Below are 14,791 nucleotides of genomic sequence, written 5' to 3' on the forward strand. Positions count from 1 at the left end.
GGTCCGGACTGCGTCAAGACAAGAATATAGAGCATGCACGGTGCTCTGGCTTTCACCGGATATTCTGGTGTTCGCGCGCTTGCCTAAAGCGGCTCTGATTGAGACAAGCACGCATTTCCGAGCGGCGAAACCACAAAGCCCGACCGCAGCGCAAAGGCGGATTGCCGCTGGTAAAGATGATCTGCTCGTCAGCGCGCATCTGTAGCACTTCATGCGGCAGGATCAGCGGCCGGCTTGCCAGTTGCGTCGAACGGGTTTTTGACATGCCTCTCGCTTGGAAACTGCGGCTGATCTTGTCGATCTCGACGGTCGTCATGCCGCAACGCCTGGAGATATAGTCGGCCGTCTCGGGGTCATTGATGGCTGAAAAACTGATCCAGCTTGCGCTTTCAAACCACTTACTGGCCGCATCCCGGCCACCGAAGCTCTCGCGCATCTGCCCGATGGATTGGTAAAGCAGGATGAGGCTGATGCCGTATTTGCGGCCAGCATCACGCGCGGTTTCAAGGATGCGCATGAAGCCCAGGCGCGCGACCTCATCGAGGAGAAACAGAGCGCGTCCCGGCATTGCCCCGTCCCGACCATAGATCGCGTTCAAGAATGTACCGATCATGACCCTGGCCAGCCCCGCATGCATTTCCAGGGTCTTGAGATCAAGGGCGATGAAGATGTCAGTCTTTCCATTTGCCAGGTCGTCGGTGGCAAAGGTCGATCCGGAAACGAGTGCAGCGTAATTGGGATAGCTCAGCCAGTGGGTTTCCTTGATCGCATTGGCATAGACGCCGGAAAAGGTCTCAGGCGTCATATTGACGAATGTGGCGACATTCTCCTTGACGAAGTCAGACTGCGAGCTCTCGTGAATACGCTCGAGCCTTGCTCTCAATTTGGGCTCGGGCTCTGACAAGTTTGCCCTGACAGTGCGTAAGTTCTGGTTTCTTTTGTCCGTATGACCAGACAGGCAGACATCTGCAATTACGGCCGTCAGCAATTGTAAGGCCGAGGCACGGAAGAAGTCGTCGCGGTGGCTGCTTGCACGACCGCTTTCACTCATGATCCAGGAGGCAACGGCTGCAATATCTTCCTCCTTGCTGGTGCCGTGACAACCGATCCAGTCGAGTGCATTGAAGCCGACAGTCGGATCCTTGGGATTGAGAACAAAGACATCACGACCGTCTGTCATGCGATGCTCTTCGACCATGGGGGCCACCTCGTTCGATGGGTCGAGGACGATGAGCGTGCCGTTCCATTTCAGCGCCGTCGGTATCGTCACCGACGTCGTCTTGAAACCGCCAGATCCGGCAAAGGCGATCCCATGCGTTGATCCAAAGGAGGCATCGAAACACAAGAGCTTTGACCTGCCCCCTGCCCCCCAGGTCGCCTCATTATCGGTGCGGAACGCAATGCTTGCTGCGCTGTCGTGGTCGACCCGGTAGCACTCACCGATAACGATGCCACCGCCCTCACCAAAGAGCTTGGCAGCTTTGGTCAAGCTCATCCAGTCGGCATCACCATGAAGGGCCCGTCTGCCGCGGATACGTTTGGGCTCACGTCGCTGAAATGCCGCATTGCCCCGGACTGCCACACGCAGGGCAAAGCCTCCACATAAGGCCAGGAGAACGGGACCGATCGCCGTTGCCACATCGAGCCGGAAGAAGCCGGAGGCATCGAATACATCGGCCCCACTCGACGAGAAATTGCGAGAGCTTTTCGACGAGACTTCAAAGAGCAGCACCAGGATCGCACCTGCCGCGACACCCCAGCCTGTTGCCTTGATGCTGAGTGCTCCTCTTGCTGCGAAAAGCAGGATAAGGCCAGACGCAGCCGCTGCCGCATGGGGCAGGATTGCGCTTACGTGATCTAGGATGATGCGCGTTTTGTCGCTTACGCCGAAGGATAGATGCCATGGGAAGATGACCAAAGGCAGGACAAGCGCGCAAAGACCCATGATTGCCGCGGCAGCTGTTGCGATTAAAATTTTAGTCGGGGTCATGACCAAAGGCCTTGACCCCGATCGCCAGTAGCCGGGCTTTCTCGTCGACACTGGCTCCGATCCTGCTTGCCCCGTCGATCAACAGACCAAGCAGCAATGCGCGTTTTTCATAACGCAGCCCGGCTTTGACGATCAGGCCGCCGAGTTCGATCTTGTCGCGGGTATCGCGCTTTCTCGCTTCAACTGTCTTTAGCCTTTGCATCCGCTCAGTCCTCGATATCTGGGCTTTGAGCCGAGAAAGCACTGTGTAGCTGGGGGGCTTTGGCTTCGGGGTCTCCTCCTCTTGCTTTGTTCTGGGCCCCTGCCCTTTGCTGGGGCCATCCCATTTGCTCGGGCTCCTGGCTTGCGCTCCGAAAGCGGTCTGCCAATTCTTCGAAGGCGGCCTGCAATTCGCGTTCGTCGACGACGATCTCACCGAGCCCTGCCTTCAAGGCGATGCGTCCGATCCGCTCTGCGTCTCGCGTTTCTGCCTGTCTCAACTGCTCCTGCAAACGTGCCAGGTCTTCTTTGATTTTTGCCGTCGTCTTCTTCATCGGATGTCTTCTCCTCGTGGTGTCGATGATCACCGGGAGACAGGTTCACGGATTTTCTCGCATAGGGCGAGGTACAAATTTGTATCTCGCCCAAGACCGATATCTGGCCAATGATCCCACCGCTCGACGAGAGCGGTTCCGAAGGGCGCAATTATACGTCGCTGACGCGACGTTGATCCTCGATACCCCAGGCCTCGGTTTTCTTGTCGGCTAAGCTATTGATTTTTATGGAGGAAGAAGGGGTCTCCGATGGCCGTTCCACATTTTTCCGTCAGCATTGTCGCGCGTGGTTCTGGCCGCAGTGCTGTGATGTCGGCAGCCTATCGGCATTGCGCGCAGATGGACTTCGAGCGGGAAGCCCGACGGATTGACTACACCCGAAAGCAGGGCCTCAGGCACGAGGAATTCGTAATCCCTGCCGATGCACCGGACTGGCTTTGCAAAATGATCGGCGATCGCTCGGTCGCCGGCGCATCGGAAGCCTTTTGGAACCATGTCGAGATCTTTGAAAAACGCGTCGATGCCCAGCTTGCCAAGGATGCGACAATTGCTCTCCCGGTCGAGCTATCATCTGCTCAGAACATTCAGCTGATGCGAGAATTCGTCGAAGGGTTTATCACCTCGAAGGGCATGGTCGCCGATTGGGTCTATCACGATGTGCCGGGCAATCCGCATGTGCATCTGATGACCACCTTGCGTCCTTTGACCGAGGATGGCTTCGGTGCGAAGAAACGGACTGTTTTGCTGCCGGACGGACGGCCGCTCCGGAACGATGCCGGCAAAATTGTCTATGAGGTTTGGGCTGGAGGCACTGAGGACTTCAATGTCCTGCGCGATGGTTGGTTTTCCTGTTTGAACCGGCATTTGATGCTGGCCGGGCTCGACCTGCATGTCGATGGTCGCTCCTTCAAGAAGCAAGGCATCGAGCTTCAGCCGACACTTCACATCGGGGTTGGCGCAACGGCCGTCGACCGGAAGTCGCAAGCAGTTCACGCGCGAGAAACGGTCGCTCTACCCGCTGGTTTGCCCGTGCCTGGGTCAGCGTCTGCGCCGCTCAGTGCTCCAATCAAGGCCGCAGGCTCTCCAGCGCATCGACGGGAGCTTGAGCGCATCGCCTTGCAAGAGGAGGTCCGAGCACACAATCTGCGTAGGATCGAGGAGAATCCTCGTATTGTTCTTGACCTCGTCACCCGTGAAAAGAGCGTCTTCGACGAGCGTGACATCGCCAAGGTCCTGCATCGCTATGTCGATGACGCCGGGCGGTTTCAGTGTCTGATGACACGGATCATGCAGCATCCCGACATTCTGCGGCTCGACCAGGAGCGGATCGATTTTTCCTCCGGTATCAAACGGCCGGCGCGCTTGACCACACGCCAAATGATCAGGCTCGAAGCCCAGATGGCCAACCAGGCGATCTGGTTGTCAGAGAAGTCCGCGTTTGACGTCTGCCGGGCACGTCTTGAGAAAGCCCTCTCACATTTCCCCAGATTGTCAGATGAGCAGAAGGCCGCGATCAGCCATGTCACGACAGCGTCACGCATTGCCCTTGTGATCGGGCGTGCAGGGGCTGGCAAGACAACGATGATGAAGGCAGCCCGTGAGGTCTGGGAAGCAGCTGGCTATCAGGTCGTGGGAGCGGCACTGGCGGGCAAGGCGGCCGAAGGTCTTGAAAAGGAGGCGGGTATCGTCTCGCGGACCTTGTCGTCGTGGGAATTGCGCTGGGATGGGGGAAAGAACCATCTCGATGAAAAAACGATCATGGTCCTGGATGAAGCCGGGATGGTGTCTTCCAAGCAGATGGCTCTGCTTGTGAAGGAAGCGACACTGCGCGGGGGAAAGCTCGTCCTGATCGGTGACCCTGAACAATTGCAGCCGATCGAGGCGGGAGCCGCGTTTCGCGCAATCGCTGACCGGATCGGTTATGCCGAACTTGAAACCATCTACCGCCAGTATCAACCCTGGATGCGAGAGGCGTCACTCGATCTTGCCCATGGCCATGTTGAACAAGCGGTCGCTTCTTACGCAAAACAGGGTCGCGTCTTGGGATCTGAGACCAAGGCAGAGGCCGTCAGACGCCTGATTGCCGATTGGGATCGGGACTATGATCCGGGCTGTTCGTCTCTGATCCTTGCCCATCTTCGTCGTGACGTCAGACTTCTCAACCAGCTTGCCCGGGAACGGCTGGTCGAGCGTGGGATTGTTGAGCCGGGTTATCGTTTCAAAACAGAAGAGGGAATTCGTCTTTTTGCCGCTGGCGATCAGATCGTCTTTTTGAAAAATGACGCTGTGCTCGGCGTCAAGAATGGCCTGCTGGCCAAGGTCATTGCAGCCGGACCTGGTGTCGTCACGGCAGAAATTGGCGCTGGTGCTGATCGTCGGCTCGTCAGGATTGATGAACGTCTCTACGGCAATCTCGATCATGGCTATGCGACCACGATCCACAAGAGCCAAGGGGCAACGGTTGAGCAGGTCAAGGTGCTCGCCTCACTCTCGCTTGATCGCCATCTGACCTATGTGGCGATGACCCGCCACAGACAAGAACTCAGTGTCTACTACGGGAGACGATCCTTCAAAAAGGCAGGTGGGCTTGGGCGAGTGTTGTCGCGCAAGAACGCCAAGGAAACGACACTCGACTACGAAGAAAACAGTTTCTACCGCGCAGCGCTTCGTTTTGCTGAAGCGCGTGGCCTGCATTTGCTTGACGTTGCTCGCATGCTGGTTCGCGATCGCCTGGAATGGACCTGCAGGCAAAAAGAGAGGCTGACGAAGCTTGGCTCACGCCTCATCGCTATTGCGGGCAGGCTTCGCCAAAAGCAGTCTGTCATGGCAGCAGTCCAGACACCGTCTGATCCAGTCAAACCGATGGTGTCAGGCATGACGGCATTTGCAAAATCGATCAGCCAGGCTGTCGAAGAAAAGCTCGCGGTCGATCCCGGGCTTAAGCGGCAATGGCAGGAGGTTCTGGCGCGGTTTGCCAAAGTCTACCGAGATCCTGAGACTGCATTCAGGGCGCTGCAAATCGACGCCATGATGAAAGATCCGCAGACCGCGCCTCTGAAGCTTGATAGGGTTGCCAAGGCGCCGGAGAGTTTTGGAGAGCTCAATGGCATGCCGGGGCTCATTGCCAGCGCCCGTCAAAAGCAGGCCCGTGACGTGGCGCTCACCAATGCACCGGCGCTTGCCAGACACCTCGAACGCTATCTGAAAGCCCGCGCAGAGGCAGAATTGCGCTTCAAGCAGGATGAGCATGCGATACGCCAGCATGCATCGTTTGAGATTCCCCGCCTTTCTCCGGCTGCCATGGAGACCCTGTCACGCCTAGAAGCTCGACTGGATCGACAACAATCTCCCGGAGGCCTCGACACCCCCGAAATTGACGGCATGGTCCGCGATGAGCTTAGGCGCTTTGCCGAGGCCGTAGCCACACGCTTTGGCGAGCGAACTTTGTTGTCACTGGCAGCCAAAAACGCTGATGGCGAGGTGTTTCACAAGCTGACTGCCGGCATGAACCAGGCGCAGAAAAGCGAAGTGCAAGCTGCATGGATGGCCATGCGCACAAGCCAGCAGCTTTCAGTCGCTGAGCGCCTGACAAAGGGGCAGCGGCAGGTGGAGGGGCTGCGCCAGACACAAAGCAAGGGGCTTTCCCTGAAATGAGCGCGATTGCGGAACGTGACAGGATCGCCCGACAACGGTGCTTTGCAGGGAAAGCTCTGACGGCTGCAATGGTTGCCGTTACAGTCATTGCGCTTTTGGGTCTGGTCGGCGGGTTCCGCCTCAATCTGACCCCGAGTGCCGCCCTCGGGCTCTGGAGGATCGCACCGCTTGAACTCCCCGTCACGATCGGCCAGAGCGTCTTTGTCTGCTTGCCCAATAGGCCTGCCATGCAAGTGGCACGCCAGCGTGGATACCTTCGGGCTGGCCTGTGTTCCGCGGGCAATGCACCACTCATCAAGAGGGTTATGGCGCTTTCCGGGCAGCGCGTGGTGATTTTGGATCATCTCCTGGTGGATGGTGTCAGGATCGAGGCCTCGCATCTCCTAAACCATGACGCCAAGGGTCGTCCGCTTCTCCACGACACCGGCGGCATTGTGCCCCCCGGCATGGTCTACCTGTTTTCGCCTTATCCAGGATCGTGGGATTCGCGCTATTTCGGGCCGGTGCCGGCATCTGGCATCCTGGGGCTTGCGCAGGAGATCTGGACCTATGCGCCGTGAGAGCTGGATTTCCACGAGCCATGCTCTCGGGCTCAGCAGCCTTTCGGGAGCAATTGCAGTCTTCGCCTGGAATGGGGATGCTATCTCACTGCCGCTTGCCCTTATCTTTCCGCTTATCTGGTCGCGGGCAAAAACCCGGTTCGCAGCAGCGCTCATATCTGCCTCTTACTTCTTGGTCGCGTCCCGCGATTTGCCGCTGAGCGTTGCCGAATATTTTAACGCCGATATCCTCTTGGGTCTTGGCGTCTGGATTGCCTCCGCCTTCTCCTTTGTCCTTGTGCATATCCTGCTTTGGAGGCAGGCAGCTGATTGGCGACGCGCCTTTTGTTATGCCCTAATCATGGCTCTCACGGGCTTTCCTCCCTTTGGGATCACAGGCTTTGCCCATCCTTTGACGGCGGCGGGGATCGTCTTTCCCGGATGGGGCTGGTTTGGGCTTTTCGCGACTGTGATCCTTGCCTGTTGTCTGGTGACTAGACACTGGTGGATGGCGGCACTTGTGCTGGGTGCATTCTGGCTGTGGTCGAGTGTCCCGAACTTGTCCAGCAAGATCCAGATGGTCTCACCCAAAGCCTCGACCGAAATCTTTTCCCCCGCTTCGTCTGAAGCGAAGCCCCTCGCTTTGCTGGCAGCCGGGCCCGCGGCCGGGCAGACAGCGTTGCCCAAAGCTCGGCCCAAAGCTTGGCCCAAGACTTGGAAAGGCGTCGAGCTTCATATGGGCATGAGCCTTGGCCGTGATCCGTCACTTCGTCATCAAAGGGAGCTTTTAGCGATCGTCGAAAAGGCGGCTGGCCGGGATAAATACTTCATTCTCCTGCCGGAGAGTGCCCTTGGGCTCTGGACCCCGGCGCGGGAACGCTTTTGGACGCAATCGCTTCAGTCTCGGGCCTTGACGGTGATCGCGGGCGCAACCCTGATCAATGCCGATGGCTATGACAATGTGATTCTGGCGCTTGATGAGAGCGGGAGCCGGGTTATCTATCGCCAACGCATGCCGGTCCCGATTTCCATGTGGCGACCCTGGCATACATGGACCGGTCAATCAGGCGGCACGCCGGCACGGGTTTTCGAGAACCCGGTGGTCGAGTTTGATGGGATCACGGTCGCACCACTGATCTGCTACGAGCAGCTGCTTCTCTGGCCCGTCCTGCATTCGATGGCTTACGACCCCGATCTTCTCATTGTCATCGGGAATGGGTGGTGGACGGCAGGAGCTAAGATTGTTGCGGTTCAAAGAGCCAGTGCGACTGCTTGGGCGAGGCTCTTTTCCATGCCGCTTGTCATGTCGTTCAACATTTGATTAAAAGACAATTCAGATGCGCGTTCGAAGGCTAGGTCAGCTCGCGGCAAGGGCGGCATGGTTAACAACAATTTAAATATTATGTTACAATACTCGCTGTCTGTTAATCAGTCTCAGTTCTGATTGCAGACAAATGCATCGGGAAAATCGGCGGGGCTAACGTGGTCAAGCGTTACAACTTCAAGACATCCAAATCGGAGGCTGACCGCCCTTCTGATGAAGCGCTTTTGAGCCTTCTAGAGGCGAATATGCAAAGATTGCCTCTAAACGATAACGCATCCTGGACTGCTCGGGCAAAGCCTTTGGGCGTCGTCGCCTCGATTGGCTCCTTTGTCGCTTATGGGGCTATCCTGTTGATGGGCGCATTCATTCTGTTGATTTTCAGGCTGGTGCCAGCGTCGAAAGACAGCGATTATTGATTCCAGCGTCCATGACCCCATCGGTGTGGGGCGATTTCATCATGTTGCGCTTCCCAGCGAGATCGATTGCCCTTCACCTGACCTGATCTCAGGCGTCAACGAGAGGGCGCTGGGCGTCGCCAGTTGGCTCGGTTCTCGAAGCGATCATCGCATGCCGGCCTTTGAGGTCGCGGAAGGTCTGACAATGAAGCATCGTTCCCCACGTTCTGAACTCGATCTGACCTGTCATTCCCTGGCGCGAGCGTTTATCTACAAGAATCTGCGTATTGCAGCGCAATGCATGGCATAGTAGTTGAGCTTAGCATTAACTATTTGTTAACCACGTGAGCTTCGATCGCAGAGGTCCCGGAAATGAGCGATTTTTATGTCGTGCTAAGTCTCTGCATCTACTTGGCAGTCGCAACGGCATTCCTGACTGAGACCTACGCGGAAGGCGAGCGTGTCGGCGGGTTTTGGGACCGAGATCGGGTCATAGGTCTGCTGATGTGCACTGTTTGGCCAGCCTTAACATGTGCTGTCGCCGTGGCTGCCATTTGGTCGTCGAAATCCACCGTCGGTCTGACGCCTTCTGCCCAATAGTGAATTTCCAGACCTTTTGTGGCGATTGGTTGCATCCATCGTCAGCGCCGGCGCCCTCTTCTTTCAGACGGCGCAGTTTCCGTACCGCTTCCACTTTGCAGCTAGGATTGGCGAGATGAGATCATATCAGAACGGTGTATCCTGAAGACTTCGATCTTCATACGCCGAGCTGCGGAAACAGCATGCATAGCCAGTTGTCTCAAGCACGCTCAATCAAGACGCGGGGACAGTTCACCACTCGAAGTGCAGGCGGCGCCACCAGATCGGACCCGCGACCGTTCGAGAGATTGGCCGATGCGCAATTTCTGGATCTCGAAAGAGATTGCCGATGTCTCACGTTCACCACGCGGCCAGATGAAGGCAGAGGACACGCTGCCGCTTAGATGAGCCCTATGCTCCACAATAGCAGCCACCAGAACAATGCCGACAAAAGCATTGTGGTCAATAGAGCTTTCAGCCTTAAGGTAGGACGCAACATGATCCGTACTCGTCACACTTCAAAGAATCAATTTCGTACCAGCTCGAGACAAAGGTAGAGCTTTTGGCCCGCCATGTCGGCCCCCAGATCTTGGATTGTGAGAGATGGCCACGAACTCGTGATGACCGCCGGGCTATTCCTAGCCTCTACAACGCGCTGCGGTAATGGATTTGTCTGGTTCTGCCCGTGTTGAATTTTGATAACAATATCAGATGCCTATGGCTCAAAATTGTGAGCGTGCAGGTGTGCGCATAGGCTTGTTTCACCATGTCGACCATTCGCGCTCTGCGTCTTATCTGAGCTCTCGCTACTTGCGATCATGTTTTCATATGCGTGAATGAGTTCGGCAGAAATGCTTCTTCATGAGACAGGAGGAGCCGCTTTCGGGGGTAGCGCTTCACGGTTTGAACTTCTCAATCAGTTCGAAGGAGGTCTCGCCATCCGCAATATTTTCGAGTGCGCGGGGTGCCCAGAGATAGGGAAGCCTACTCGTGCTGTCTGGGCGCGGGGCGTTCATTCATCAGGGATGGCGCGGTCGATTGAGCATTGCTCCGATTGCGCCAGCGTCTCCCCCAATGCTGCTGCGGACAAGACGCGCATTTGAGCCAGGCTCTGACCCGCGGTTGGTGGCGCGTGGCTTGCACCAACCCATGATCTTGCGTGAGGTTAATCGATGTTTAACGAAAATGATAGCATGCTAGCGTCTCGTCACGTCGGGACATGTCCATGCTTTACTTCGCCCTACTTCTCTATTGCTTTGTCGGCACGATCTTCCTGATGGAGAGTTATTTTGAGGGTGAGCGCAACGGCGGAGAGTGGGATACATGGCGCGTAGGCGGCCTTGTGCTCAGCCTCGTCTGGCCGCTGCATTTGGTGATCGGCCTGCTCGCTGTCATTTGGTCACGTCGCGTTTCACCGTCTGTCATCACCCCCAGCCATTGGCGGTAATGACGCGATCATTCACGATCTCGATATGGTCGGCAGTCCCATCGAGCGCAGTCAGTAAAGAGTTGCGGTTCAGCGCTGGTCAGGAACCCCTGAGCTAACCACGTCGCCAGTCTCGATCGCGCGGATGGTGTCGCTGAGGATCGATGTGACTTCCTCGTGCGTGTAGCCCATCCGCAGAGCTTCATCCACAAGGGCAGCCATGGCCTCTTCGAAAGAGGACACTGATTTTGGGGTACGCGAGGTATGATCAAAAGGCTCAGGCGCGCTTTCCGCAATGTCCAAGGTCCTTGTCAAATCCCTTGCGAAATCTGGAGCTTTTTTGTTTCCCATGGGGAAAGGATAGGCGAAAGGGAGATCTGTTCAACTTGATGTTGAAGACATCGTATATAAACGTGGTTACTGACAACTTTCTAAATCAGGCCCAACTCTGTCGTCGCGGCTGACAAGCCTAAATCTGCGTGCCCTCAACCAAAGATCACAAGCCCGAGAATGCCAGCCACGCCGACGGCGATCCGCCACCAGGCGAAGGGCGCGTAGCCTCGTTTTGAAACAAAATTCAAAAGCCCCCTGACGACGAAGAGAGCCGAGATGAAGGCTGCCACGAAGCCGATGCCGATGATCATGGTGTCGTCGACGGTCAGCGCGTTGCGGTTCTTGTAGAGATCGAGCGTGAAGGCGCCGAGCATGGTCGGCATGGCGAGGAAGAAGGAGAATTCCGCCGCCGAGCGCTTGTCGGCGCCGAGCAGCAGCGCGCCGACAACGGTCGCACCGGAACGCGAGGTGCCAGGGATCATCGCAACGCACTGGCAAAAGCCGATCTTCAAGGCGAGTGACAGCGGATATTCGGTGACGTCGTGATACCGTGGCTTTAGCGGCAGGCGGTCGATCCAGAGCAGGACGAAGCCGCCAAGGATCAGCACCACGCAGATCAGCATCGGCGTCTCGAAAAGAACCGTCTTGATAAAGTCATGCGCGAGGAAGCCGATCACGGCAGCGGGCAGGAAGCCAAGGAGCACCGCGCCAACAAAGCGACGGCTCGCTGCGCTCGTTGGCAAAGACAAAGCAATGTTGAGCAGCTTGGCGAAGTAGACGCTGAGGATGGCCAGGATCGCGCCGAGCTGGATGAGCACCGCAAAGCTGTTGCCCGGCGATTCGAAGCCGAGGAAATGGCTGGCCAACAGCAGGTGCGCGGTGGATGACACCGGCACGAACTCGGTCAGGCCTTCGATCAGGCCGAGCACAAGCGCGCTGATAATAGACTCATTGTTTTCCACGTTCGCATTCCCCTCTTAACGTCTCGACTAAGCATCTCGTGTGAAATCAAACAGGAACGCTCAATACGGAACGGCTATCATTCAATTGTTGAAATCTCATTTGTTTCTCTATGAAGGCTGCGGGCGCAAAAGAAGGCGCAAGACTGGCCAGACTCTTCTTTGCCGGTACAGTTTGACTGTCACGGGGCGCCGACATTGTTTTTTGTTTGACGACTTCTCAGTCGGCTCCTTGGTCCTGGCAGTGCGTATTGCAGGGTGTCTTTCGCCTTCAGTTCGGAGGAGGTGGTGGGCCGACGTCAGCAGTAAAGCGCGACGCTAGCAGTTTCAGCGCCTCCCGAGACGATACGAATCCGTTAACCATGTCGCAGCTTTTTCTCGGCGGTTACCACGCCAATCATTGACCGAATATTAGTTCATGAAAATACTCATTGTGGTCTGTGGGGATTGCGTAGCGTATGGAAAGCACGACTTCGTCTGAATTCTTGGATCTCTGTCTTGCGGTCATCGAATACGGGATCCAAGCGCGAACGATCGGCATGTCACAAGAGCAATGCTCAACCGCGGTTGTTCAGCCAGCATCCATGGAGCCCGAGGATGATTGCCTCGAAGATCTATGTCGCTTTGGCTGGGAAGTGGAAGATGCGTTCAGAAGAGCCGGCCTCGATGAATGTGTCGTCTCCGGTGCCGGCATAATGGTTGTTCGTTCGGAGCTTTTGATCTCACGCCAGATCCCAGCAGCATAAACAGACGGCGCTCATGCCTATGCGATCAGCGTTAGATCCTTTCCCTCACGCCGGTGATCTCTAAAATCTCGTCCAGCACGAATTGAACCCGCCTGAGCGTTTAGGAAAGGCGGCCGACGCAGTCTTCTTGATTCGTCTGTGAGGCACTGTGAACTGCAACCGTCATTGCTTACCATTTTGCACTGACACCGCTGGGGCCATCATGATCCGCGTGGAAAATGGTTTGCATTGGGCTGAACGTTCCGTTTCTCTCCGATCCGCTTTCGCTGCTCGTTCAGTCCCGTACGAATTCTGCTTCATCAAACCGTCCCATCCGCAACCTCCGGACATTAACGCCTGGCTCGTCTTCGGTCGCCGTGTAGACAATCTTCGGACGTTCCGGATCGATCATTCTCCACTCTCGCTCGAGGCGTTCAAACGTATTTCTGGATACAAATCTAGTCATCTTGTTCCTCCGCTGTTGCTTCATTTACTAGGCTGGAGTGTTTCTGATCAACTGCATCGTTCATTTAAAGTTACCCGGAAAGGTTAATGGCGAAGGTGGTGATACACGCCCCTACGAACCGAAGTTAATGAATATCCTATGCTCATCGAATTGCATGAGACTGGCGCGCTGCAGTATCTCCGGGCGACAACTCGCCGAAAGCTAAAGCAATTCCAGCGCGCGTTGCTGACATTCCAGCAGGCTGCAGGCCGACGTCCACAGTCCCTCGGGTCCAGATCGTCTGCTTTTTATGCGGATGGCCTCCACGATGCTGAGGCTCCTATTTAAGAGCTCATATGCTCAATGGAATCGGCAGATATGTGAGAACGCCGGAGTGGTGTGCTTTGCGCTCATGAGCGAGTGCATAAACAATCGATGTTTCCGTTTTGCACGGAACCATATTTGGGCCTCATGAAGCAGCAGCAATTGGATGGCCTGATTATGCGCATAGTGGATATATGCAACACGTCCGCGTTGAAAGGCCGAAGTTGTTTCTTCACATCCGCAGTGCCGCTGACAATCGAGCTCTGTCCTTACTGTTTTTTATAGAAAGTATTGTAGTTCGGCTCATACAGCCAATGAGTGAAAACAACAAAAGACCAATTTTGGGGATAAAAGTGGTTAAATTCGAAAATACAATACGTATCGCAGTGTTCCCTGTAGCTGGTCTCGGCACGCGTTTTCTTCCCGCCACCAAGGCGGTTCCGAAAGAGATGCTGACCGTCGTCGACAAGCCGGTCATCCAGTATGTTGTTGACGAAGCCATCGAAGCTGGGATCGAGCATTTCGTCTTCGTCACCGGCCGCGGCAAGGCGGTCATACAGGACTATTTCGACATCCAGTTCGAACTCGAACAGACCCTGAAGGCCCGCAATAAGAGCACAGAACTCTCGCTTCTCCAGACACTTCAGCCGTCAGCGGGTCAGACCAGCTTCACACGGCAACAGGAGCCGCTGGGTCTCGGACATGCCGTCTGGTGTGCTCGTGACATCGTGGGGCACGAACCTTTCGCCCTTCTCCTGCCTGACATGATTATGCGCGGCGAAAAAGCCTGCCTCAAGGGCATGGTCGAACTTTATGAAAAGACCGGCGGCAACATTGTGGCGGTCGAGGAATGTGCGCCGGATCAGGCCCACAAATACGGCATCGTTGGCGTCGGTGACGCGCTCGAAGGCGGCTTCAAGATCACGCAAATGGTCGAGAAGCCTGCCAAGGGCACGGCACCTTCCAACTTCTTCATCAACGGCCGCTACATCCTGCAGCCTGAGATCTTCGAGATCCTATCGACCCAGGAGCGTGGCGCCGGCAACGAGATCCAGTTGACCGACGGCATGCTGAAGCTCGCCAATGACCAGCCGTTTGCCGGTTACCACTTCAAGGGCCAGACCTTCGACTGCGGTTCCAAGGACGGCTTCATCCTGGCCAATGTCGCCTTTGCCATCGAGCGCGCCGACATTCGTCCAGCCATCGAGGACCAGTTGAAGGCGCTGCTCGCCGCGCTGAAGTGAATTGAAACCCTGACCGCCGGGCTTAACGCTTGGCGGTCAGGCCCACCAATGCCGTCACCGTGCTTTTGTCGGTGCCGGTCTTGTAGTTGGTCCGCTCGTAAGCGAGATCCGCCGTCGCATCGAGAGATTTGCTTATCTTCGGGCTGAACCTGGCATGGCAAGATAAGAAATCGGCCTCTAAGGCGCATCGTCCTTCTGCTTACCGGCTCAGCCCGACTTCTCACCGCAACGAGAGCTTTATAGAAGCCGTGCGACGTCTGGATTGATAACTGTCTAAACTCCCCAGGTTGCCCTGACGCTGGCTCTAGACTGCGTATGCTG

At 56.2% G+C, this 14,791-nt stretch carries 13 protein-coding genes; 8 read left to right on the plus strand and 5 right to left on the minus strand.

The genetic code is table 11. The features are described from left to right. Window positions 1-52: 52 nt before the first annotated feature. Genes traG through GH983_RS23925 form a run of 3 tightly spaced genes read right to left on the minus strand, consistent with a single transcriptional unit; the run spans window position 53 to window position 2,523 of the window. A complete protein-coding gene (traG, locus tag GH983_RS23915; protein ID WP_153763884.1) occupies window positions 53-1,990 on the minus strand; it encodes a Ti-type conjugative transfer system protein TraG in 1,938 nt (645 codons plus the stop codon). Then, window positions 1,977-2,192 carry a conjugal transfer protein TraD gene (gene traD, locus GH983_RS23920; protein WP_153763885.1) on the minus strand — a complete coding sequence of 72 codons (216 nt, stop codon included), beginning with the start codon at window positions 2,190-2,192 and terminating at the stop codon, window positions 1,977-1,979. Before traD ends, traG begins: the two co-directional genes overlap by 14 nt. A gap of 4 nt (window positions 2,193-2,196) precedes the next feature. Continuing rightward, on the minus strand, window positions 2,197-2,523 hold the full coding sequence (locus GH983_RS23925) for a TraC family protein (RefSeq protein WP_153763886.1): 327 nt from the start codon (window positions 2,521-2,523) through the stop codon (window positions 2,197-2,199). A gap of 249 nt (window positions 2,524-2,772) precedes the next feature. On the opposite strand from GH983_RS23925, the gene traA reads away from it, so the two are divergent. The 6 genes from traA (at window position 2,773) to GH983_RS23950 (ending at window position 10,461) form a co-directional block, all read left to right on the plus strand. Then, window positions 2,773-6,177: a Ti-type conjugative transfer relaxase TraA gene (gene traA / locus GH983_RS23930; RefSeq protein ID WP_153763887.1), complete on the plus strand. Its 3,405-nt coding sequence runs from the start codon at window positions 2,773-2,775 to the stop codon at window positions 6,175-6,177. Between the two features lie 68 nt (window positions 6,178-6,245). Beyond that, complete coding sequence (gene traF, locus GH983_RS23935; protein WP_246727643.1) at window positions 6,246-6,737, plus strand: conjugative transfer signal peptidase TraF; 492 nt, start codon at window positions 6,246-6,248, stop codon at window positions 6,735-6,737. 519 nt (window positions 6,738-7,256) lie between these two features. After that, on the plus strand, window positions 7,257-7,343 hold the full coding sequence (locus tag GH983_RS24630; protein WP_371418527.1) for a hypothetical protein: 87 nt from the start codon (window positions 7,257-7,259) through the stop codon (window positions 7,341-7,343). A 115-nt stretch (window positions 7,344-7,458) separates the two neighbouring features. Then, on the plus strand, window positions 7,459-8,037 hold the full coding sequence (locus tag GH983_RS24635; RefSeq protein ID WP_371418528.1) for a nitrilase-related carbon-nitrogen hydrolase: 579 nt from the start codon (window positions 7,459-7,461) through the stop codon (window positions 8,035-8,037). A 161-nt stretch (window positions 8,038-8,198) separates the two neighbouring features. Then, a complete protein-coding gene (locus GH983_RS23945; protein ID WP_069044276.1) occupies window positions 8,199-8,456 on the plus strand; it encodes a hypothetical protein in 258 nt (85 codons plus the stop codon). 1,783 nt (window positions 8,457-10,239) lie between these two features. Continuing rightward, a complete protein-coding gene (locus GH983_RS23950) occupies window positions 10,240-10,461 on the plus strand; it encodes a hypothetical protein (protein WP_153763890.1) in 222 nt (73 codons plus the stop codon). 69 nt (window positions 10,462-10,530) lie between these two features. Here the strand turns inward: GH983_RS23950 and GH983_RS24505 are convergent, their stop codons facing one another. Continuing rightward, the gene (locus tag GH983_RS24505; RefSeq protein ID WP_256367287.1) at window positions 10,531-10,662 is read right to left on the minus strand and encodes a hypothetical protein; all 132 of its coding nucleotides are present in this window, start codon (window positions 10,660-10,662) and stop codon (window positions 10,531-10,533) included. 263 nt (window positions 10,663-10,925) lie between these two features. Beyond that, window positions 10,926-11,735: an undecaprenyl-diphosphate phosphatase gene (locus tag GH983_RS23955; protein ID WP_153763891.1), complete on the minus strand. Its 810-nt coding sequence runs from the start codon at window positions 11,733-11,735 to the stop codon at window positions 10,926-10,928. A gap of 455 nt (window positions 11,736-12,190) precedes the next feature. Here GH983_RS23955 and GH983_RS23960 point away from each other — a divergent pair, with 455 nt between their 5' ends. After that, a complete protein-coding gene (locus GH983_RS23960) occupies window positions 12,191-12,478 on the plus strand; it encodes a hypothetical protein (protein WP_153763892.1) in 288 nt (95 codons plus the stop codon). 1,101 nt (window positions 12,479-13,579) lie between these two features. Next, on the plus strand, window positions 13,580-14,470 hold the full coding sequence (gene galU / locus GH983_RS23965; protein WP_371418521.1) for a UTP--glucose-1-phosphate uridylyltransferase GalU: 891 nt from the start codon (window positions 13,580-13,582) through the stop codon (window positions 14,468-14,470). Window positions 14,471-14,791: the final 321 nt, after the last annotated feature.

It is taken from the genome of Agrobacterium sp. MA01 (assembly GCF_009650195.1).
In the GTDB taxonomy this organism is placed as follows: Bacteria; Pseudomonadota; Alphaproteobacteria; order Rhizobiales; family Rhizobiaceae; genus Allorhizobium.

Bases quoted from the DNA above. Each gene is read 5' to 3' on its own strand.
- traG (WP_153763884.1), bottom strand. From the start codon at position 1,990: ATGACCCCGACTAAAATTTTAATCGCAACAGCTGCCGCGGCAATCATG.
- traA (WP_153763887.1), top strand. From the start codon at position 2,773: ATGGCCGTTCCACATTTTTCCGTCAGCATTGTCGCGCGTGGTTCTGGC.
- GH983_RS24635 (WP_371418528.1), top strand. From the start codon at position 7,459: ATGAGCCTTGGCCGTGATCCGTCACTTCGTCATCAAAGGGAGCTTTTA.
- GH983_RS23925 (WP_153763886.1), bottom strand. From the start codon at position 2,523: ATGAAGAAGACGACGGCAAAAATCAAAGAAGACCTGGCACGTTTGCAG.
- traF (WP_246727643.1), top strand. From the start codon at position 6,246: ATGGTTGCCGTTACAGTCATTGCGCTTTTGGGTCTGGTCGGCGGGTTC.
- GH983_RS23950 (WP_153763890.1), top strand. From the start codon at position 10,240: ATGCTTTACTTCGCCCTACTTCTCTATTGCTTTGTCGGCACGATCTTC.
- GH983_RS23960 (WP_153763892.1), top strand. From the start codon at position 12,191: ATGGAAAGCACGACTTCGTCTGAATTCTTGGATCTCTGTCTTGCGGTC.
- GH983_RS24505 (WP_256367287.1), bottom strand. From the start codon at position 10,662: ATGGCTGCCCTTGTGGATGAAGCTCTGCGGATGGGCTACACGCACGAG.
- traD (WP_153763885.1), bottom strand. From the start codon at position 2,192: ATGCAAAGGCTAAAGACAGTTGAAGCGAGAAAGCGCGATACCCGCGAC.